We start from the raw sequence: 19,104 nt of genomic DNA on the forward strand, positions 1-19,104 counted from the left end.
ATTGGGCGCGGCCGAAGCCGCGCCCGTTGATGCTACTGAAACAGCGACAGGATGCTCTGCGGTGCCTGGTTGGCGATCGAGAGCGCCTGAGTGCCAAGCTGCTGCTGCACCTGCAGAGCCTGCAGACGGGCGGCTTCGGCCGACATGTCCGCATCCACGAGGGCGCCAACACCGGTGGTCAGAGTATCGACCAGCTTGTCCATGAAGGACTTCTGCGTGTCGATTCGGGCGCCTGCCGAACCGAGGGCGGCGGCTGCGTTGGTTGTAACGGACATAGCCGCGTCAGCCTTCGCCAGCAACGCCGCGTAGTCGGTCGGAGGGAACCGGAAATCGCTCAACGTATGGCTAGCCGCTGCGGTCAACGTTACAGTCGAACCAGAGACGCCCACGGTAAAGCCGCCACCCATAGCGGCCGTGAGAGCCGTAGCGAACTCCGCACGCATACCCGGCGAACCTCCGGACACATTGTAGTCGCTCACAACTGCAGCGTTGAGTGCGTAAGTATTCACACCATTGCTGTCAGTGTTCAAGATTGTACCCGAAGTCGCGTTGGCGACCTGGAACTTGGCGGTCGTGACTGCACTGGTACCGGTGTTGGTATAGCTCAACTGCATCAAATCACCGAGCGCCAGCGGCTTATTGGCGTTGAAGGTCATCGACACCTTGTCTGAGCCACCAGTCGTCGCGTAGTCACCGCCAGTGTTGTTCTGGACGAAAAAAGCATCCTTGTTGAAGGACACGCCGACTTCCCGGTTCTTAGCAGAGACAGTCAGTACGCCCGAGGCAGAAGTGACTTTGAACCCAGCAGCATCAAAACTGGTGTTAGCAGCTACTTTAGCAGCGATCAGGTCGTCCGTAATGTCCGTCGTGGCGAAACTCGTTACGATTGACCTAGCTTTACCTTCGGCATCGGTATAGCTGAAAATAACTTGACCGCCGTTGTCGTCGTTGGTGCCAGGCGTTCCGCCGCCGGTGAAGGAGTAGTCGATCGTCTTCTCAGCATCGGTCGCGTTTGCCAGGATGGTGTCGGCCTTGGACAGCACCGACAGATCCTGCAGACTCGCAAGACCGGCACCCTGCTCCACGCGCAGATCCTGGTTTTTCACATCAATATAGGTAGGAGTGGAAACACCGCCCACATTGTTCACCGAGGCGACCACGCGCTGCTGGCCGAGACTGTTCAGCATGTTGACGCTGTTGTAGGAAGAGGCGTCGATGGTGCTCTTCATCTGGGCGATGAGCTGGTCGATGTCACCCTGGATCTGCGCCTTATTCTTGGATGGATCCTGCGCAGAAGTGACCTTCTCTTTGATCTGCTTTGCCAGATCGGCGAGCTGCTCGGCGCCGCTGCGGGCGGTGCCAACGATGGAGGCGGCGGTCGAGAGATTCTCGCTGACCTGTTTAAAGTTGCCGATATCGGCCCGCATCGTAGTCGCAACTGCCCAAGTCGCAGCGTTATCCTTCGCGGAAGCGACCTTCAGACCCGTGGAAATACGATTCTGAGTCTCAAGTAGGCTCTTCTGCGTCATCTGCAGCGACTGCAGAGCCGTCATCGCGCCAGTGTTGGTGAGAATGGAAGAAGCCATAACCTTCAAGCTCCCTTTAAGGGCTCAAGCTGTGGGAGCGCCTTCTGACGCAGTATCGCGGGCCGACCGTTTGTCAACCGAAAGCGATGAACCTTGATAACCAATTTCCAGAATTTTTAGCAAGCAAAAGTGTGCCTCTGAATATCTTTCGCATTAGGCCGTGCGGTTGATGCTGGCCGCCAGTGTGTGCCGCAGCGACCGGCGCGGTCCGCCCGTTCCCTGATAGGTGCCGGGATCGGCTGCCGCCGACAGCTCCGTCCGAAGACGATCCTGCACCGCCTCCATGGCGCCCGCCACCGCGCCGAGCACCAGCGCATTCTCCTCAGCCACCGCCAACATTGCCCGCAGCGCATCGCGCTCGGCCGCTGTCGCAGCCGGGCCGGCCGCCTCCAGCTCGGCGAGGGCGTCGCGCTTCGCCTCCATCAGCTCGGTTAGCTCGGGCAGGGAGGCCCGGCGTGCCGCCGCGGTCTCCTGGTTCAGCACAGCCTGCAGCTGCTGCGCCGCTTGCACCAGCGGGCTCACGACGTCACCGCCGGCGCGGCCACATCGTGCGAATCCGGAGTGGCCGAGGACGACCTCTGGGCGCCTAGAATGGCGCCTTCCAGAGCACGGGAGAGGCCAAGGCCACCGCGCGTCATCATGGCCTCGCCCAGAGCCTCGTTCATGAAGGTGTCAAAACTGCGGGCGCCAATGCCGCCGCCGAACAGCCCGTCCTCCTTCGGGGCCGGGCGGGCAGATTTCAGCATCTCCGCCGCAAACGCACTCTCCAGCCGGCGAGCCGCCTGGCGTACCGCCGGCGGCGCCGCGTGCGGCCCGGTCGGGGAAGGCGCCTCGGCGCGCCGCGCGATCGGGGAGGGGGGTGAGACTGCATCCATGAGGCACCGCCGCTGCAAAAACCAGTTCTCACCATCACCGATTTTTGCTACAGCGAGCAAGCCGTAAATTTTCGCATATCGGCAAACACTAGCCCTCCAGAAGGACGGTTCCTGAACTCCAGAAGGAGCTGTTCCTGCCGTGCCAAGCGCGGCCGTTGGGGCCCTGTATTCGGGGGTCCGACCGATGGAGGAGTGCGTGTTGTGAGTGACTGCGAAGCCGCGGATGTTCTCGAGGAAGACCGCCGCCGTCATCAGATCCGCCGCCGGGCCCTACCGGCGGGGCGGCGCGGCGAATTTGACCGGCGCTTGCTCGCCGGGGAAGACATCAGCCGCCTGGCCCGGATCTTTGGCATCGAGCTGTGGTACGCGCAGCGCCGGGCCAAGCGCGTCCTGGCCCGGGCAGCCCTGGAGGCGGGTGACCAGACGGCTGAGGCGCCGCGGCCCGCCGCCTCGCAGGTCCCAGCGCTGTCCGAGCACATGACCCCGACGGAATATGCCTGCAGCCTGCTTGGAGCCCGCGTGTGGCCGCTGCGCGGTGGCTATTACATGCTGGATGGCTATCACGCCGGACCGCGCGAGGTGACCCGTGCGGCCAACCGCCTGCTGCGGGAGCGTGGCCTGGCGGAGATTCCCTATCCCGGTCTGGTCCCGCTGCAGCGCGGCCAGCAGTGGCCCTGATCGCGCCGGCTGATCATGACCGCTGAGATGGTGCCCACTCTGCAGCAGGCGGTTGCCGCAGCCCTGCTGGGCACGCTGCTGGGGCCAGCCTTGGCGCGCTTCGCTACGGCGCAGATTGCAGCCCTCGACAGCCGCGCGGGCAGCCGGCAGCGGGGCCTGGAGATCGGCGAGGCGTTGCAGCGTTGCAGGGCAGCCGGCCTGGCTGTGCCACGGCACTGGTGCTGGACCCATACTGCCGTCCTGGCGCTGGCCCTGGGCGGAGGCTGGCTGCTGGGTGGTGGTGGCGCGGCTGGGCTGTATTTGGCCCTGGCCTTTGCTTTGGCCAGTTTTGCCGCCCTGCTGGATCTGCGCGCCTTCTGGATGCCGGACAGTGTGACGCTGCCGCTGTTCTGGCTGGGGCTGCTAGGGGCGGCGCTGGGTGTGGCGCCCGTATCGCCGGCCGATGCCGTGTTGGGCGCGGCGGCCGCCTGGATGCTGACCGCCAGCCTGCAGGGGCTGGCACGATGGCGTTGGGAGGGGCCCGTGCTGGGCGATGGCGATGTCAGGCTGCTCGCCGCCTGCGGCGCCTTAACAGGCCTGAGCGGCTTGCCGCGCTTTGTAGCCCTGCTGGTCACCGCTGCCGTAATCTTGGAGCTGGTCTGGTCCTGGGCGCATCCGCGTGAGCCTCGACAGGGGCAGCCTTCGGAGCAGGCGGACTGGCTGCCCTTTGGCGCCGCCATCGTCGCCGCCTGGATGGGCAGCATGGGCTTGGCCGCGGTCCTGCCCTAGGGGCAGGCTGCGGCCTGCCGCAGCCCAGCCGGCTGCGGCAGGCCGCGGAACACCCACCAACAATCGTGACCCCGTCTGGCAGCAGCGGCGCATCGGCGCCGCTGCTGCGGCGCCGGATCAGGCGTGGACGGTGCTGATGTCCAGCTTGCTGCCCGTACCGCGCAGCTCCGCCTCCAGCTCCGCCAGGCCGCGGATGCCATCGGTGGCGAGGTCGGTTGCCGCACGCGCCGCGCCATGCGCCGCCTCGGCCAGCCCCTGCAGCGCGGCCTCCGCCTCTGTGGCGAGGCCGGCCGGCACCGACGCGGTGGCGCCAGCGGCCGCCACCACCGACGCGGTGGCCGCGTCCGGGTCGCGCTGGCGGTGCACGCCGCGCACCCGAGCGCCACGCTCGATGCTGATATCGTCGTAGGTCAGCTCGCCTTCGACGCTGGCGGTGCGGTCCAGGTCGATCTCATGCGCCACCACAGCGCCCTTGAGGATGCCCTTGATGCGGGTGGTCTGCGCCCGGATGGTGCCCTCAACCCGGCCACCGACCGCCACCAGCACCTTCGGTGCATGCACCTCGCCGCGCAGGACGCCCTCGACCTGCACCACGCCCTGGCTGCGCACGGTGCCCTCAATCTCGCTGTCCGCCGCGATCAGCAGCACCGTCGGCTCGCGGCCCGCGGTGACCCACTCGCTGGTGGCGCGCACCGGCGCCGTCATGGTGAGCAGGGCGGCCTGCATAGGCTCCGGCGCCGCCTCTTCCATGGGCAGCTCAAAGCTCTCATAGGTCACCCGCGGCTCAGTGCTCTTGGGCTTGCTGAAAATGCTCATCTTGGGTCCCGTTCTAGGAGCGCCGATCCAATGGCCAAGGCAACCATTCCGGCTGGCTTGTCAGCTAACATTTTTCGCAAGGTGCAGACAACCGAATTTTGCAGAGCGGGTCAGGCGTCGCTCCAATGGGGTGGCAGGTCGACCAGCGCGGGCCGTGGCCGACCTGGGTCCCAGTCGTACGGGATCAAAGGCAGGATCTCATCCAAATGACTGCCGGCCTGAAGCCGGGCCACCAGGGCGCCCAGCCGTAGGGCCTGCGGTGCAATAGCGAGGCTGCGATCCGCAGCCCGTCGGACGGTGCCGCCACTGCCCGCAGAGGGCTCAGCCAGCCAGGCCTCGAGGCGGCCCGCGGCCAGGCCGGGCAGCAAACGCGCCCCGGTCGGACCGCCCTGCGGCAGGCGGCGAAATAGCGCCGGCGAGAGCGCCACTTGGCGGCCGGGCAACAGCAAGGAGCGGCTCGCGCGATCGATATCCTGCTGCAGGCAGGCCGCTAGCTCCGCCGGCTCGGCCGCGGTGGCCCAGAGCAGCTCCAGCGCCAGCTCCAGGGTTGGATCCACGCGCCGCGCCAAGCCGCGCAACTGGGCATACCGCTCCTGGCCGAGAATGGACCAGGCATCGGGCGCCACCGCGGCAAAAGGGTGCGGCAGCGCCAGCTGGAAAAATTCGCAGAAGGTTTGAATGGCGCTGGCCAGGCTGGCCTGTTCGGCCAGCACCGCCGCTGCGGGGCCGGCTGCCTGCCGGCGCTGCCGTAAGGCGGCCAACTCGCCGGGGCTCAGTGCGGCCAGGGGCAGGGCGCAAGCGGGATCCTCGAGCAGGCCGCCCAGCCGGACAATGGGGGCCAGCTGCGTGCCCCCCTCGGCGCGTGGCAACGTGCCCTGGTCAATGGCCCAACGGCGCAACGCCTCGGCGCCGGTAGCCACCAGGCGCTTGGCGCCGACCCGAACCGTCGAGGCCCGGATGATCGCGTTCACGCTGCTGCGCTGGGCGGCCACCGGCGCCCGCGGCGCCAATCTGGCTCGGGTCGGCGGCGCGGGATCCCTGCCAGTCGTCGCCATCCCGCCATCGCCGGCCGCAGCCCTCATCCGCATCGCGTGAGCCTATATCCAGTTCGGGCGAGGATGCCAGGGAAAGCCACAACGTGCGGTTTATGGGCGGGCGAGGCGATTTTGAGCCCCGGCTGTAACCACATTTCGCATTACGCGGCGTATTGCACAGACATGCCCCAAGCGATCCCCATCCCGCGCGCAGCGACCGCACTGGCCTCCTGGCTAGGATTATCCCTGACCGATCAAGGCGGGCTCGGGCCGCGACGTGTCGCGCAGGGACCGGGGCTCCACCTGGGCGCGCAGCACCGCCAACACCTGGTCCGGCAGCCGGGCCTCGATGGTCACCACGGCGCCATCAATCTGGACGTCACCGCCGGGCAGCACGCGCGTGTCAAGCTCCACGCCGCGCGCCGCGGCATCCGCCAGAGCCAGTCGGCTGCCGGCCCGGGCCAGGGCGGCCGCGCGCAGGGCTTCCAGCACATCGGCCCGCGACAAGCGCACGGTATGGCTGACGAAAACGGGGCTGTCTTGAGCGGTCATGCTGGATCTCCGGCCTCGGGGCTGAGAGGGATAGACCGCGCCGCAACCCAGGGGACGGTGACGCAGCCGCGGACGCAGGGGGTCCTTGCGCCGTCATCTAGGCCGGCTTCCCACCAAAACTCAACGAAATTTCGCAAGACCTCGTCGAGCCGTAAGCTTGGCGGCGATGCGCGGCTAGGACCGCCAGGGCGCGGCGATAACAGAAAGCTGAGGTATTTTAGCATAACTTTAGATTGCAGGCCGTTGCAGGGGTGTTTAGGAATGCTAATTCATGGTGAGCAACGGCAGGCTGTTCGGTGTTTGATCGGCCAACCGCACTGCTCTTTCATCATAGTTGGCGCTGGCTTTGTTCCCGATGACCTAGAATTTTTTGCCACGTGGCGACCCGATAATGCGTATGGCCTGCGAAATGCGAGGCCAAGTTTTCCGCTTCATGCTCCGGCCCAACCTGACGTGCAGGCTGGTCCAAGGGGGGGCATGCTGAATGCAAGGATCTACCGGCATGGCTCGATCGAATCTGGCACCGAGGAAGGCGAAGATGACCTCCGCGCCTAATCAGGCCGAGACCATCGTGCAGCTGCAGGCGGCAGACCCCGACGGGCCCGCCTTCTCGATTGAGGTGATCGCCCCCGATCGCGCCCTCAGCCTGCTGCAGCACAAGCGGCCTAGCGCCAACGAGAACCCGACCGCCATTGCCAATTATGCCGAGGCGATGCGGGGCGGCCGTTGGATCCTGAACGGCATGCCCATCATCATCGGCCGCACCGGTCAGCTGCTGGATGGCGTGCAACGCCTGCGCGCCTGCGTCAAAGCGGAGGTGCCCTTTCTCACCGTGCTGGCGCAGAACATCCCCGACGATGTGCTGCATACCATCGACCAGCAGCGGCGGCGGTCCTTTGCCGGTGTCCTGGAAGCCCGCGGGGTGCAGCATGCGCATGCGCTGCAATCCGCGCTGGTGAAGCTGATCCGGTATGACGACAACCGGATGACCCGTGGCGGCGGTGCGGTGTCCTGGGCGCGGATGGACCGCGTGCTGCGGGCCAATCCCGATCTCGAACTGGCCGTCAAAATGTCCTTGGAGAGCGAGGCCAGCGCGCTATCCGAGGCGGTTCGCACCCCGCTGCTGTTCATGGGATTCCGCGTCGACAAGGCGGCCACTCGGCGCTTCCTCGATGCCATCGCCTATCCGGAGCGCTACGATCCGCTGGAGCCGGGTGCCCGGGTGCGGGATCTGATCGACATCACGCGGGGCGACCCCGCCACGCGATTGAAGCCCGCCACGCTGCTGGCGATTTGCATCAAGGCGTTGAATGCCACCATCGCCGGCGAGCGGCACCGGCTATATAACTGGATCGACAAAACCACCAATTCGGTGAAGGGCGAGGAATTCCCGCGTCTGCAGGGCTATGCCGGGCTGCAGGATCCCGGCCAGGCAGATGCGCCAGAGGCTGAGGGCTTAGCCAAGCTTCGGGACGCGGTGGCGCGGCTGACCCAGGACAATCATGTCTATCCACTAGCCGTCGAAACAGTGACGCCGCAGCGCGCGGAAGAGTATCTCGCCCAGAACGGCCGCAACCGAAAGATCGTGGCTGCCCATGTTGACGCGATCGCGCGGGATATCAGCAGTGGCAACTGGATGATGAATGCCCAGCCGATTTGCTTCTCGCGCAGCGGCCGGCTGCTCAATGGCCAGCACCGGCTGTCCGCCGTGTTGCAGGCGAAGGAGGCCATCGAGGTGCCGGTCATGCATGGGCTGCCAGATGAGGCTTTTGCGACCTATGATATTCACGCTAAGAAAGGCCCGCAGCTCGGCACGGCTTTCGAGCAGTTCGGCGATCGTGCCCTGGTGGCGGCGGCCGCGGTGCTGCTGTGGAAGCATGAGCTGAAACCCTCGGGCATCCGCAACGCCAAGCCAACCCCGGCCGAGGTGATGCGCATTATCGAGGCGCATCCCCGCCTGCTGGACATGCGGACCTTTGGCCGCAAGATGGTGGAATTCGGTCGCGGTTCGGTGATGGCCTATGCCGCCTACTGCATCGAACGCGACAATCCCGAGTTGGGCCGCATCTTCCTGGAGCGGTTCGAGACCGGTGCCGACCTGCCGCGAGGGCATCTGATCCTGGAATTGCGCAAGCGGATGCAGATCCTGCGCCGGGAACGGGCCGGCCAGGAGGATCAGCTCAAGGAATTCCTGGGGGCCTGGGCGCGGTTCAAGGAGCGGCCGGATCTCGACCGGCTGCTGAAGCCGCACTAAGCCCTGGCAGTGCGGCGGCGCGTCACGCCGCGGCACTGCCGCCTCGGTCAGGCCTTGGGGCGTTGCAGCTCCGCCTCTTCAGCCGCCTGTTGCTCCCGACGCAAGGCCATCCGGCGCTCGGCTTGGGTGATCTGCTCCAGGGCCAGTTCCAGGCGCCGGGTATCGGCCAGCGCCTCACGCACGGCCTCCCGGGCCTCGGCCTCCCGCGCCTCCAACAGCGCCAGACCCGCAGTGAGATCCTGGCGGCGTCGCGCGGCCGCCGTCATCCAGGCTGACCAGTCCCCCATTGCAGCGAGCTGGATGCTGGCGGCCGCATCCTCAGCCGCCACGGCGCGGTCATAGACGGCCAGCTCGGCCTCGGCACTCAGCCGCTCCTGGCGCGACTGACTCAACACCGCGCATCGCTCCTCGGAGCTGCGTTGCGCCAGCCGCAGCAGAATGGGCAACCCTTTCACCCGTCAGTCTCCGCCTGGAGTGGACCGTCTTTCGCTTGGCGAAATCCGGGGAAGCTTGTAGGCTAACCCACCACTTTTTGCGACCTGTTTCGCATATGATCCGTCGTCCTTGGCGTCTGTTGGGTGGGCTGGCTCTCGTCAGCACCGCCATGGTGATCGGGCTTGCCGTGCACAGCCGGTCGGCAACCCCCGCCGCCCGGGTAGAGGCCAGCGCGCAGCGCCGCCCCAGCGCGTCGTCCGAAGGCTTCGCTGGGAGCGCCTTTGCGGTGGCGCCAGGCATGTTGGTGACCAACGCCCATGTCACGCTGCAATGCCGCCGCCGCGGCCTGCCGCTGCAAGTCCGCGGAGTTTCCGGAACCTGGCGGGTTGTGCAGGAGGAACCACAAACCGATTTGGCCCTGCTCACCGGGGCGGCCCTGCCTGCCCATCAGCTGGCCCTGTCGAGTGCGACCCAGCTGCCACGTGGCCTGGCGGTGATGGCGCTGGGTTACCCGGTGGCCTCGGCGGATGGGGTGCCCGCGGGTGGCCTGCGCAGTTCCCTGGGGCACCTGCTGCGGGCGAGCCTGACGGTGCATGAGCCGGAGGGCGGCCGCGCCAACAGCTTTGTGGTCCGCAACGGTCAGGGCCAGGAGGTGGCGGCGACCTGGGATGATGGGCTGCGCTATTTCGGGCCGCATCAAGCCAGTCGTCTGCGCTGGCTCCTGGAGATTGATGCACCCACCGCCAACGGCAGCTCTGGCGGACCCGTGCTGGACAGCGCGGGCGATGTTGTCGGGGTAATCTATGCCGGCGATCCCCAACGCGGCCTCACCGCCGTGGTCCCCTTGGAGGATCTGCGCGAGTTTCTGCTGCGCGCCGGGGTGACACCCTGGTTTCGGCCACGGCCTCTGACCACCGATCTGGATTGGCGCCGCATCCGCAGCGACGCCGCACGGGCCGTGTACCGGGTTTTCTGCTAATCGCGACTACCCGGCCGGGCGGTCCGGCGCGGCACCATGGGAAAGCGGAGAACCAGGCCGCCGGTGCGAGCGGCGCCCGGTGACGCTGCGCCTCCGAGCGCATCCTGCTGTTCCGCACCCTGCTCGCGCCTCCCCTATGCGCTGGCCGCTTTGCGCCCTGAGCTACCTCCACCTCCGCATTGATCCATTCGGACGGATCGCGGGTCGTGACGCTGATCCAGCGAATACTCTGGTCCCGGACCCGCCTCCCCATCAAGCTGGCCGCCAGCCACCCAGCCTTGCGGCGCCGAAGCAGGGGGAGGGGGACGTGTTGCCCCTGTCCGGGGCTGCTGCCGCAGTCCTGTGGCGCGACGGAGCTGCTGCCGACAGTGCGGGAGTCGGTGAGCCCAAAGCGGGGTCTGCTGGTCGGCTGCGCCCAGTAACCCCCGCCAAGCGCGAGGGTTAGGCCGGCAGCAGGTGCAGCACGCGGTGAGGATCCCTCGCCAGCAGCGGCAGCCTCCCGGCCTTGGGCGGCGTGACCGTGTTCGCCGGGAGCAGGGCCGAGCATCCCGCGTTTTGGTCAGAGCGGGACGACGCCGGTCTGATCCCGAGGGATCGATCATGGCGGCGCCTCGATGACCGCTCGCCGCCGCCGCAAGCGGGCGCCTTCTGGCCACCACGCTGCCCGCTGTTTCGAAGGCAGCGCGGGGTCGCATCGGCTTTGCGAAAAATCGTCTTGCCGATACTCACGCGGCCGTGAGAATGTCGTTGCCAGCGACAACCGCTGTCGGTGACAGGCTCTGGAGCTCCCGGAAATGGAAAAAACTGCGGACCGCCTCATGCGGTCGCCTGTGTGTCAGGATGTTGTCACGCTGTGTGAACAGCTGCGGACAGTCGAGGGCAGCGCCAGTTCTGATGAAAGCTTGATGGCGCTCATCGCCAGTTCTGAACAGCGGATCCTGACCACGCTGGCTCATATTTCGGCCCATACCTTTGTCGAAGCAACGCAAAAGCTCGCCGTTGTAACCCGTCGGGCAGAAGCATCCTCGGGTTACCTGTCCAGCGCGGAACTCTTGCTATTGAAGTCGGCCCTGCGGGACATGACTGCCATCGGCACCTAGGGCGCGGCCGATCATCCATCCGGCCAGCACCGGCATGGTGAGGACCACATCCTGTGGAAGGGCCGCCTCATCCCGGCGCGCCGCATCGTCGCACGACATGACGCGTCGGGCCGGCAGCTCGCGGTCGGCCAGCGCCTGTCCCGTGCGGCTGGCCTCCAGCCAAGATCACGTTGATCTGAGCGTTACCGATCCTCTCGCGCCATCGCGCTGACCATGCCAGCCGAGTGCCTGCGTTTGGTAAGGCAGCCCGGTTTGCCGGTTTGCGGGGCACCGCCGGCCTGATGCGCTGCTCACCAAGAGGCTCGATGCGACGGCCGTCGGCAAGGTGATGCCAAATCGCAGGCTGGTGGACGGCTCGATGGGGGTGACCAAGGCGGCGCCCGGATATCGGGAACGCTCAGCGTGGCGGGTGGTATGCCCGCGCCGAACAGCGATTGTGGATCGGCGACTATCGGCGTGATGGCACCCCACGACAATCATCGCGCCTCCCGGCATCCATAGCCACAGCACGTCTGTCCAATGGGTGGTTCCGGCCCGTCATACGGGTTCCCGACGGCGTCGGCCGCTGCCCCACAGTTGGGCAGGAGTTGGCACGGGTAGGCTCACTGCCGAACACGGCGTCATTGCGCCGTCGCGCGTCCAGGCATCGGCGTCAGAAACTTATCGCTCGTCCTGCCCTTTTGTGACTATTTAGGCACAGTGCGCCGCGTGAAAAGCACGTTTGAGGCACCACGGGGGCTAGGAAGTCGGGCTATCGTCGAGAATGCACCACAGTCAAGACAATTTTGGATCAGACTGCTTTTTGAGAAACGCTTTTGAATCAGGCTTTTAGCCTCCGACAATCGTCAGAGTTCTTATCAACAGGCTGTGTTGCCTGACCTAACCTAGAGTTGTAAAAACAACTCCGTTATTACGCAAAACCTTGGAGGCCTGCAGCAATGCTGCCCATCGATCTCCGCTTTGTTCAGCAGCGGGCTAGCCAAGCTCTTGGGTTTTTGGCGGAGGCGTTGCAAGAGCAAGCGGCGTCTCCCCTTCGCACTCTCCTCCTGAACGCCATGAACGCGGTCGATGATATCGAAGCCTCAGTCGAATGCGCTTTCGACATCGCAGTGGCCGTCGTCGAACATACCGCCGAGCTGGATGGTTGCGATGATAGTTCGTTTACGAACAACGACATCAAACTCACTCTTGTGGCGTGACAGGGCAGTCGTTTGTCCTGCTGATCATCCTTACAAGTGATGATTGACCCAGCCGCATCGCAGCGACACGAAGGCAGGATCCAGGCTTGAGCCAAGGCTGTTGGGACACCAACAGCCTTTTTTGCGTTGCGCCTTTGCAGAGATGATGACCAGGGCAGTCCGGCGGTCCTGTGCTGGGCTTCGCTGACATCCACCCGGCCGTGAACGTCCGGGGTTCCGGTGGGCTGTTTGGCACTCATGCCGCAGCCCGCTGGCGAGTTCCTGCTTCAACGGCCCGGCAACCCGGAACCTCCACAGGCAGCAACGGTGTGTCCCACCGCCGTTGAACGACCTTCGCCGCATTCGTGTCGGCGTGCTCGGCATGGCCGCAGCCGACGCAGAGGAACCGGGCGCCATTGCGGCTCCGCTGATCAACAAGGCCGCAGCTCGAGCATTCCCGGCTGCTGTTCGGTGCTGGGACATGGGCCGTCAGGCCACCCCGCTCCGCCAGCTTGTAGCCGAGGAAGCGGTCGAACATGCCCCATCCCTGATCCAAAATGGCGCGGTTCAGCCCCGACTTGGCCCGGACATTCTTGCCGGGCTCATCCATGGTCCCTGCCGCCGAGCGGACCATGTTGCGGACCACCAGTTTTTCCAAAACGATCACGCCGTGGTTCTTGGCGATATGTGTGCTGGTCTTGTGCAGGAAATCCCTGCGCGCGTTCGAGACGCGCATGTGCAGCCGGGCCACACGCTGGACCTGCTTCCTCCTGTTGTTCGAGCCTCGCTTCTTCCGGGCGAGTGTGCGGTGGGCGCGGGCGAGCGCCCGCAGAGCCTTCTTCCCGCAGTTCGCAGGCTCGATCATGGTGCCGTTCGAAAGGGCGGCGAACACGGTCACGCCCCGGTCGATGCCGACCACCGGCAGATCCAACGGCTCCGGGTCCGCAATCTCGCGCTCGTATTGCGCCGCGACCTGCCAGATGCCGGCACGCCGCGAGACGGTGATGTTTTTCACCTCGCCGGATATCGCTCGGTCCCAACGCAGCCGGACCCAGCCGAGCTTCGGCAGCTTGACCTCGCCCCAGTTCTTCGACAGGCGCCGGACAGCGAAAGTTGCCGGATCAGGGAAGCGCATGGCGTCGTTCAGTTCGCGCTTGCGCGGTGACGGCGCCCGTGCCCGCCCTGCCCACCAGTTCTGGTAGGCCCGGTCGAGGTCTTTGATGGCCTGCTGCAAGGGGTGAACAGGCACCTCGCGGAGCCAGTCGAACTCGGCCCGGAGTGCCGTGACCTCGCGGCACTAGGTGGCGACGTTGAACTTCCGGCCCGGCCTGTACCAATCCCGGCGCTGTTCGAGAGCGAGATTGTAGACACACCGGACTGCACCGATCCACGCCCACAGGGTCGCCGCCTGCTCGGGCGTGGGGTAGAGGCGATAGAGGTGGGCCTTGCGGATCAGCACACCGCAACGATGCTCTTGGCCTATGACGGTATCAAGCGACTTTCGCCGGGGTCGATCCTGCGTTTTCGGACTGCACGTCCATTTGGTCTTTGTGGCGAAGTACCGTCGCCATGTGTTCGATGGCGCCGCCATCGAGACGCTGCGGGGCATCTTCGAGAAGGTCTGTGCCGATTTCGGTGCTGAACTGCAGGCTTGCGACGGCGAGGACGACCACGTTCATCTGTTGGTCGAGTATCCACCAACCGTGGCAATTTCTGCCCTCGTGAACAGCCTCAAGGGAGTGTCCTCCCGCCTCCTGCGGCAGCGTCGCCCCGACCTCGCCCAGCGCTACTGGAAAGGCGTGCTTTGGTCGCCGTCCTATTTTGCCGCGTCCTGCGGAGGCGCCCCGCTCAGCATTGTGCGCCAGTACGTCGAGCAGCAGCGGACCCCGGACTGAGGCGCCATGTCGGCGCTGACGCACCTCTGACGGCCTTACCCGGCCCTCAAGAACCAGGCTTGCGGCCGATTTCTGGTCAGGACATTGCAGCGGTTTGCCCTGGTGGGGGTCCTGCAAGATGGATTAGGGATTGACGCGAAATAACCACTTCACGGTGACTGTTGGTGGGGTGAGATGGTGTAGTTCCACTCGCCGTGGAACGCGTCACGCTCGATGGCGAGCGCAGCCATCTCGGCATCGGTGACCTTGATACCTTTGGGGTAGCTGTTCGTGTCGAGCTCGCAGCGCACTGTCAGCCCGGTTTGCGTTGTGGTGGCGCCGATCAGCTGGACAATGACCTGGTGGCTGACCAGCGGCTTGCCGCGCCAGTTCTGCGAAATGGCGACAAAGAGGCGGTGCTCGATGCGGTTCCACTTGCTGGTCCCGGGCGGCAGGTGCGCCACGGTGATGGCCAAGCCGCACTCGTCGGCGAAGCGCTGCAACTCGCGCTTCCACAGCCGCACCCGGGCGCCGTTGCTGCCGCCACAATCGGCGGTGATGACCAGCTGTTTGGCTTTGGGGTAGCGGACCTGGCCCAGCTGCTGCCACCAGCGCCGGATGCTCTCGACTGCAAAGGCCGCGGTGTCGGCGTCCACTCCGACGCTGACCCAGCCAGCATTGGCCGCGAGGTCATAGACGCCATAGGGCGCGACCTTGCCCAAGCCGGGCAGCTCGAAGTCGTGTACTCGCACCGGCTCGGGCTGGCCCTTGGGCCGCAGTTCACGGCCGGGGTTCTTGAAGTCGCCAACCAGCTCCTTCTTCTTGGTATCAACCGAGATGGCCGGCTGGCCTGCCGCCATCGCCGCCTGCACGACGGTGTTGATGTGGGCGAACTGGGCATCGCGGTCGGGGTGGTTCGTCCCCTCCAGGGTCTTGCGGTTGGCCTGGCAGCTGTAGCCCAGCTCGCGCAGCAGCAGGCCCACCAGCTTTTGGCTGACTGCGAAGCCGCGCTCGGCCAGCGCCTGGACGATCCGCCGCTGGCTGCGGCTGACCCAGCGGAGCGGCGTCTCCGGATCGCCGCGGATCGCATCCTTGATCAGAGCTTCCAAGGCAGCCGGTAACTCCGGCTGCAGATCCACCGCGCTTGCGCCCGCCGCCCTCGCGTCTGACCCGAGCGCCGATCGGATTGACCCCGCTCTGCAGTTCCACGATCGCCCGCCGGATGGTGCTGCGCGCCAGCCCGGTCGCGGTCGACGCTGCTGTTACCCCGCCATGACCCAGCGCCAGGGCCTCGTTGGCCGCGAACAAGCGTCGCCCACGCTCATCCAGGAACTGGCCGGCCTGCTGGTACCGCGCGCGGATGTCGTCGATGTCGATCACCCCAGCGGATTACGCCATCAAAGCCAGCCCCTTTGACCACCGAGCCGCCAGACCGCCATCACATTCGATTCAATTATTTCGCGTCAGAACCTTAGTGTGCTGCGGTCTTGCGGTCCTGCGGTGGCGAGGTCTCACCATTGGTGAGCGGCGTCAGAAGGTCGATTTGGCCCTGCTTGGGCAGAGCATGCCGGTACCGAGCCCGATAGGTTTTCTTTCGGCCATTGCCGAGAACTTCCAGCTCCCAGGAGGCCAAACCTCCCGCACGAACCATATCTTCAAACGCCTTCGCAACGTCTTCCCGAAATCGGGCGCGTTGCTTGGATTCTTCATTGCGGTAATCTCGGCCGACTAATTCGGCCAGCGTCTCCAAACCAACCCATTCATGACCGGGCTGGGAGTCAATATAGGGCCACCAAGCCCGCGCGAAGTCTGTTTTGAGGCGAAAATAGATATCCGCGTTCAGGCTGACAAGATGTTTCGTTTCAAAGGCTTTGCGCACCCATTCGCCATAGGCAACCCGCACAGGTGAGTCGAGGCTGGGACCGTCCCATTCGATCGAGCCGATGATACCGTCAGACCAACCCGCTGCCGGCAGGCGACCTAACTTCATCGCGGCCTCATAAGCATCGTAGGAACCCGTGAAGACCCGCATGGTGGTTTCACGTAGTTCCTCGCAGGTGCGCAACGCGACCAGAAGATTGTTCACGTGAGCCGATAAATGGCAGGCTCGCAACACCTCTCGCCAGGTTGTTTCCGTACGATAGACCGCACCGGCAGCCCGGCCATCCGATCCAACGATTTCGAACCGACGTGCGCGCAACCGAAACAGTGCAATGAGCAAGTCTCGATGTTTGGTGCCGAGCTCGCGTCCCTTGACCTCCACCACAGCATAGGGCTTGACGACGAAAACCCGGGTTGCCCGTTCCTCCGACAAACCATGGCTCCGCGGTGAGAAGGCAGCAGCCCGAGCAAGGCGTGATGGCATGACGCTGGGCGCCTTGCGGCCACGTAGATTTTGACGGGTGCGGGCCAGCCGCTCGAGGCGTGCTCTCTCGGCCTCCGTCAGATCCTGTCCTTGCGACACTGTACCCCCGCCTTTCCCACCTGCGGGCAGTGTTATCATGGTCTGTGGATAGCCGTCTGTGGAAAACGGAATAGCGAGGGTAGAATTTTGGAGCGGCGGGGGTAGTATCGCGTAATGGCGGGGGTAGAAAAGGGGTTGCAAGCCTTTGATTTCAAAGCGAAATTTTGCCATAGACTTAATTGATTAGACTCTTGAAAGACTAGCCTTGTGGATATCTACCTGTGAGTAAGTCGTGCCAATCGCAGATCCCACGGCAAAACGGCCAGTAATCGATCAAACCATTCGGGCAAGCCTCTGATAAACAACGGGTTTTTTGTGAATAGCGGGGGTAGAATGCTCAGGAAGAAGGCGCGGCTCTGGAGCCGGATCACGCCTGATTCTACCCCCGTTGTTCCAGGGGATTCCCTGGACTTCCAATCAGATAGGCACGTAAGACGCGATCGGCACTCAGAACTCTTCAACGAATAGATGAAGAACCAGGCGACGGCCTGGCAGCCCCAGCCCTCGGGCTGGGATCGACCAGTCCGCACCTCGCTGCCGCGCGCATCACACAACCGGTTCAAAATAAAAGAGATTTTTGTGAATGGCGGGGGTAGAATCCGCCGCCCGAAGCCAAGATCCGGCCGACACCACGCCCCCATTCTACCCCCGCACTTCCGAGCAAAATTCCCTGTTTTCAGGGATTTCGCTGCTGAACCCTCGAGCAGACGCACCCAGCGCGCCGCAAATCCATGGAACAGCCGCCATTCATCAACCACAACGAGCAATTTCACCAACGAGTTCGCAAGATACGGCAGAGCCCTGGTATTGCGACTCCGGGCTACGAAACGGCCGTAAACGGCTAAGCTATTGGCAAGGCTTTGTTCTCGTTTGAGGCACGGGGGTAGAATGTCGCCAGAGATGACGCGGCAGCCTGATTCTACCCCCGCGATTCCGACGCTTTCGTCGGCGTTGGAGAGGTTTGCGCACAGGCCAAACAGCATGGCGATCAACGGAGTCGGCGGGGCTTGGCGCCAGACAAAGAAGCAACAGAACCGACTCTGCACTACGTCTAAGGATGGGCAAACCTCCCTGCTCCGGCTCACCCCAGGCGAGCCACAGGGATTATCCGCTATCCTTCTGAAATTACGGAATTGGGACTGGAGCCGCTGGGGTAGAATGCATGGCGGCACACCGACTGCACCCCCTCCGCCGGGGCGGCCACACGGTCGAGCGGCACAGGGTGTCAGCGACCATTGCCCGACGGCAGGGCAACTTGCTTAGGACGCGTATTGAGACCCAGCGCCGCCCATCCCACCGCCTCGGATCGGATGTGGACCTATCGACACCAAGCGGTTGAGGGGTGCACCCCATCGGCTACGGTCCACCGAGCCTGCCGAACGGCCCTTGGCCTTATGGTCGCGGGTTCCCAGTCGTCGGTGCGCGTTGCTCCAGGGCGCGACAAAAACCCACAGGACTCGGATCCTGCGGTGATCCAATCAGCCGTGACGGACGAAGCTCAAGGGCGATGTTGGCCAGGACGAGACGACGCGTTCATGGACAGCCGCATCGAAGCCGCAGAGGCGGGAATGGCCAGCAGCCAACCGACCGATATGCGCACTGGTTTGGGGTCTCTGGTGGGAGCGCGCCACGTTTGCTTCAGCGTCCCGCATCTGGAGCTTGGTGGGGTGGTTCGGGGCCTGGGCCGCGTCAACGGTGGAACGGCTTGGCACCTAGCAAAAGTGGACCATCGCCAGTCAACACAACTTGCCGTCCTCAAGTAGCGGCGATTGCAGCTGTCTTCAGGGACGCCGCGACGGTCTCGGATGCTCCGCCAGTACGAGCGACGACCATCCTTGGCAACCAATATCGTGCCCAAACCACGACCTCGGCGCATTACCCGGGGTGGGACGGCTTGCCGCGTCGGCGGGCCTGGGCTCCCGGCGCAGCGGTCAGAGCCCCGGTCCAATGACCCTATGCTGTCAATCCGCCTCACCTCCACCGGTGGGGAACGGCCCGACTCGGCCGACGCCCAGCCCAATAGTGACACAGGCGCCTGATGCAATGAGGTCGGATCAGCCAGAGGCCGCATCGGCTGTGCAACCAGTCCCGCTGGACGGCTCACCACCATGCCAGAGCACCATTGAGACGCTCTGCAAAGGGGCAAGAGGGATGGTGCCTGGCCAGACGATAAGATCGTGCCCCCGGACGTGGTGTAGGAGGCCGTCACCGTAACGGTGGCGGCCATCGTGGTTGGTCCTCGGTAGGGTTGTGTTGCGACACGCAACTCTGACCCAAGGACGCCACGATGACCGATGAGAGGATTGCTCTTCGGGAGCTAATGGAAAAGGGCTCCGATGCTACTTTCCTTCGGGAGATGATTGGCTTTGCAGCCCATCGACTGATGGAGCTGGATGCTGAGGGGGCCTGCGGCGCCGGCCACGGCGAGCGCAGCGCTGATCGGGTGAACCAGCGCAACGGCTACCGCGAGCGCGACTGGCAGACCCGGGTCGGCACGGTGGAGTTGCGCAT

Annotated in this window: 21 protein-coding genes and 1 pseudogene; 11 read left to right on the forward strand and 11 right to left on the reverse strand. The window is 64.8% G+C overall.

Annotated features, from left to right (window positions below; translation table 11 throughout):
- Window positions 1-32: 32 nt before the first annotated feature.
- The 3 genes from EP26_RS16390 to EP26_RS36275 all read right to left on the reverse strand — a co-directional run bounded on the left by EP26_RS16390 (window position 33) and on the right by EP26_RS36275 (window position 2,332).
- Window positions 33-1,586, reverse strand: coding sequence for a flagellin N-terminal helical domain-containing protein (locus tag EP26_RS16390; RefSeq protein WP_043339990.1), 1,554 nt, complete (start codon window positions 1,584-1,586; stop codon window positions 33-35).
- Window positions 1,587-1,739: 153 nt separating this feature from the next.
- Window positions 1,740-2,108 carry a hypothetical protein gene (locus EP26_RS16395; RefSeq protein WP_043339992.1) on the reverse strand — a complete coding sequence of 123 codons (369 nt, stop codon included), beginning with the start codon at window positions 2,106-2,108 and terminating at the stop codon, window positions 1,740-1,742.
- Window positions 2,105-2,332, reverse strand: coding sequence for a rod-binding protein (locus EP26_RS36275; RefSeq protein WP_052389276.1), 228 nt, complete (start codon window positions 2,330-2,332; stop codon window positions 2,105-2,107). The genes EP26_RS16395 and EP26_RS36275 overlap by 4 nt, the downstream gene beginning before the upstream one ends.
- Window positions 2,333-2,662: 330 nt before the next feature.
- Between EP26_RS36275 and EP26_RS16405 the strand changes: the two genes are divergently transcribed.
- Both EP26_RS16405 and EP26_RS32070 read left to right on the forward strand, forming a co-directional pair.
- Window positions 2,663-3,139, forward strand: coding sequence for a hypothetical protein (locus EP26_RS16405; RefSeq protein ID WP_043339993.1), 477 nt, complete (start codon window positions 2,663-2,665; stop codon window positions 3,137-3,139).
- A gap of 27 nt (window positions 3,140-3,166) precedes the next feature.
- A complete protein-coding gene (locus tag EP26_RS32070; protein ID WP_052389277.1) occupies window positions 3,167-3,907 on the forward strand; it encodes a prepilin peptidase in 741 nt (246 codons plus the stop codon).
- A 117-nt stretch (window positions 3,908-4,024) separates the two neighbouring features.
- Here EP26_RS32070 and EP26_RS16415 read toward each other — a convergent pair whose 3' ends face one another.
- Both EP26_RS16415 and EP26_RS16420 read right to left on the reverse strand, forming a co-directional pair.
- Window positions 4,025-4,723, reverse strand: a complete 699-nt coding sequence (locus EP26_RS16415) for a bactofilin family protein (protein WP_043339996.1) — start codon at window positions 4,721-4,723, stop codon at window positions 4,025-4,027.
- Between the two features lie 110 nt (window positions 4,724-4,833).
- Window positions 4,834-5,694 (reverse strand): hypothetical protein, encoded by an 861-nt coding sequence (locus EP26_RS16420; RefSeq protein WP_043339999.1) that lies wholly within the window; start codon window positions 5,692-5,694, stop codon window positions 4,834-4,836.
- Between EP26_RS16420 and EP26_RS34905 the strand changes: the two genes are divergently transcribed.
- The gene (locus EP26_RS34905) at window positions 5,681-5,818 is read left to right on the forward strand and encodes a hypothetical protein (protein WP_157033581.1); all 138 of its coding nucleotides are present in this window, start codon (window positions 5,681-5,683) and stop codon (window positions 5,816-5,818) included. The two genes, EP26_RS16420 and EP26_RS34905, sit on opposite strands and share 14 nt — an antisense overlap.
- A gap of 179 nt (window positions 5,819-5,997) precedes the next feature.
- Here the strand turns inward: EP26_RS34905 and EP26_RS16425 are convergent, their stop codons facing one another.
- The gene (locus EP26_RS16425; RefSeq protein WP_052389278.1) at window positions 5,998-6,309 is read right to left on the reverse strand and encodes a hypothetical protein; all 312 of its coding nucleotides are present in this window, start codon (window positions 6,307-6,309) and stop codon (window positions 5,998-6,000) included.
- Window positions 6,310-6,847: 538 nt separating this feature from the next.
- Between EP26_RS16425 and EP26_RS16430 the strand changes: the two genes are divergently transcribed.
- A complete protein-coding gene (locus EP26_RS16430; RefSeq protein ID WP_245624427.1) occupies window positions 6,848-8,563 on the forward strand; it encodes a ParB N-terminal domain-containing protein in 1,716 nt (571 codons plus the stop codon).
- 47 nt (window positions 8,564-8,610) lie between these two features.
- On the opposite strand, the gene EP26_RS16435 is transcribed toward EP26_RS16430, so the two are convergent.
- The gene (locus EP26_RS16435; protein WP_157033582.1) at window positions 8,611-8,955 is read right to left on the reverse strand and encodes a hypothetical protein; all 345 of its coding nucleotides are present in this window, start codon (window positions 8,953-8,955) and stop codon (window positions 8,611-8,613) included.
- 212 nt (window positions 8,956-9,167) lie between these two features.
- On the opposite strand from EP26_RS16435, the gene EP26_RS16440 reads away from it, so the two are divergent.
- From EP26_RS16440 to EP26_RS16450, 3 genes are all read left to right on the forward strand, one after another.
- Complete coding sequence (locus EP26_RS16440) at window positions 9,168-9,977, forward strand: S1 family peptidase (RefSeq protein WP_169747419.1); 810 nt, start codon at window positions 9,168-9,170, stop codon at window positions 9,975-9,977.
- A gap of 905 nt (window positions 9,978-10,882) precedes the next feature.
- Window positions 10,883-11,077, forward strand: coding sequence for a hypothetical protein (locus EP26_RS34910; RefSeq protein ID WP_157033583.1), 195 nt, complete (start codon window positions 10,883-10,885; stop codon window positions 11,075-11,077).
- A 938-nt stretch (window positions 11,078-12,015) separates the two neighbouring features.
- Window positions 12,016-12,276, forward strand: a complete 261-nt coding sequence (locus tag EP26_RS16450) for a hypothetical protein (RefSeq protein WP_043340007.1) — start codon at window positions 12,016-12,018, stop codon at window positions 12,274-12,276.
- A 235-nt stretch (window positions 12,277-12,511) separates the two neighbouring features.
- On the opposite strand, the pseudogene EP26_RS16455 reads toward EP26_RS16450, so the two are convergent.
- Together EP26_RS16455 and EP26_RS38625 are read right to left on the reverse strand one after the other, a co-directional pair.
- Window positions 12,512-13,522: pseudogene (locus EP26_RS16455) on the reverse strand (RNA-guided endonuclease InsQ/TnpB family protein); the annotation flags it as partial.
- A gap of 30 nt (window positions 13,523-13,552) precedes the next feature.
- On the reverse strand, window positions 13,553-13,846 hold the full coding sequence (locus EP26_RS38625) for a helix-turn-helix domain-containing protein (RefSeq protein ID WP_157033584.1): 294 nt from the start codon (window positions 13,844-13,846) through the stop codon (window positions 13,553-13,555).
- On the opposite strand from EP26_RS38625, the gene tnpA reads away from it, so the two are divergent.
- Window positions 13,737-14,150: an IS200/IS605 family transposase gene (tnpA, locus tag EP26_RS16460; protein WP_043340009.1), complete on the forward strand. Its 414-nt coding sequence runs from the start codon at window positions 13,737-13,739 to the stop codon at window positions 14,148-14,150. The genes EP26_RS38625 and tnpA overlap by 110 nt on opposite strands.
- Before the next feature lie 149 nt (window positions 14,151-14,299).
- Here the strand turns inward: tnpA and EP26_RS16465 are convergent.
- Window positions 14,300-15,458 (reverse strand): ISAzo13 family transposase gene (locus EP26_RS16465; RefSeq protein WP_408735102.1). Its coding sequence is split into 2 segments (ribosomal slippage): window positions 14,300-15,272 and window positions 15,271-15,458, totalling 1,161 coding nucleotides; the frame shifts between segments, so codons are not numbered across the junction.
- On the opposite strand from EP26_RS16465, the gene EP26_RS37510 reads away from it, so the two are divergent.
- On the forward strand, window positions 15,402-15,545 hold the full coding sequence (locus tag EP26_RS37510) for a hypothetical protein (protein ID WP_245624430.1): 144 nt from the start codon (window positions 15,402-15,404) through the stop codon (window positions 15,543-15,545). The two genes, EP26_RS16465 and EP26_RS37510, sit on opposite strands and share 57 nt — an antisense overlap.
- A gap of 55 nt (window positions 15,546-15,600) precedes the next feature.
- Here the strand turns inward: EP26_RS37510 and EP26_RS16470 are convergent, their stop codons facing one another.
- The gene (locus EP26_RS16470; RefSeq protein WP_211259457.1) at window positions 15,601-16,443 is read right to left on the reverse strand and encodes a hypothetical protein; all 843 of its coding nucleotides are present in this window, start codon (window positions 16,441-16,443) and stop codon (window positions 15,601-15,603) included.
- 1,685 nt (window positions 16,444-18,128) lie between these two features.
- On the opposite strand from EP26_RS16470, the gene EP26_RS34920 reads away from it, so the two are divergent.
- Window positions 18,129-18,356, forward strand: a complete 228-nt coding sequence (locus EP26_RS34920; protein ID WP_157033585.1) for a hypothetical protein — start codon at window positions 18,129-18,131, stop codon at window positions 18,354-18,356.
- Between the two features lie 524 nt (window positions 18,357-18,880).
- The coding region (locus EP26_RS16475) for a transposase (protein WP_211259458.1) at window positions 18,881-19,104 on the forward strand (224 nt) is incomplete at its 3' end.

The sequence above is a fragment of the Belnapia moabensis DSM 16746 genome, assembly GCF_000745835.1.
Lineage (GTDB): Bacteria > Pseudomonadota > Alphaproteobacteria > Acetobacterales > Acetobacteraceae > Belnapia > Belnapia moabensis.

What these genes read in the sequence shown, in the direction of transcription:
- EP26_RS16390 (WP_043339990.1), bottom strand. Translation starts at nt 1,586, where the DNA reads ATGGCTTCTTCCATTCTCACCAACACTGGCGCGATGACGGCTCTGCAG.
- EP26_RS36275 (WP_052389276.1), bottom strand. Translation starts at nt 2,332, where the DNA reads ATGCTGAAATCTGCCCGCCCGGCCCCGAAGGAGGACGGGCTGTTCGGC.
- EP26_RS32070 (WP_052389277.1), top strand. Translation starts at nt 3,167, where the DNA reads ATGGTGCCCACTCTGCAGCAGGCGGTTGCCGCAGCCCTGCTGGGCACG.
- EP26_RS16415 (WP_043339996.1), bottom strand. Translation starts at nt 4,723, where the DNA reads ATGAGCATTTTCAGCAAGCCCAAGAGCACTGAGCCGCGGGTGACCTAT.
- EP26_RS34905 (WP_157033581.1), top strand. Translation starts at nt 5,681, where the DNA reads ATGATCGCGTTCACGCTGCTGCGCTGGGCGGCCACCGGCGCCCGCGGC.
- EP26_RS16425 (WP_052389278.1), bottom strand. Translation starts at nt 6,309, where the DNA reads ATGACCGCTCAAGACAGCCCCGTTTTCGTCAGCCATACCGTGCGCTTG.
- EP26_RS16430 (WP_245624427.1), top strand. Translation starts at nt 6,848, where the DNA reads ATGACCTCCGCGCCTAATCAGGCCGAGACCATCGTGCAGCTGCAGGCG.
- EP26_RS16440 (WP_169747419.1), top strand. Translation starts at nt 9,168, where the DNA reads ATGGTGATCGGGCTTGCCGTGCACAGCCGGTCGGCAACCCCCGCCGCC.
- EP26_RS34910 (WP_157033583.1), top strand. Translation starts at nt 10,883, where the DNA reads ATGGCGCTCATCGCCAGTTCTGAACAGCGGATCCTGACCACGCTGGCT.
- EP26_RS16450 (WP_043340007.1), top strand. Translation starts at nt 12,016, where the DNA reads ATGCTGCCCATCGATCTCCGCTTTGTTCAGCAGCGGGCTAGCCAAGCT.
- tnpA (WP_043340009.1), top strand. Translation starts at nt 13,737, where the DNA reads ATGACGGTATCAAGCGACTTTCGCCGGGGTCGATCCTGCGTTTTCGGA.
- EP26_RS38625 (WP_157033584.1), bottom strand. Translation starts at nt 13,846, where the DNA reads ATGGCGGCGCCATCGAACACATGGCGACGGTACTTCGCCACAAAGACC.
- EP26_RS37510 (WP_245624430.1), top strand. Translation starts at nt 15,402, where the DNA reads ATGACCCAGCGCCAGGGCCTCGTTGGCCGCGAACAAGCGTCGCCCACG.
- EP26_RS34920 (WP_157033585.1), top strand. Translation starts at nt 18,129, where the DNA reads ATGGACAGCCGCATCGAAGCCGCAGAGGCGGGAATGGCCAGCAGCCAA.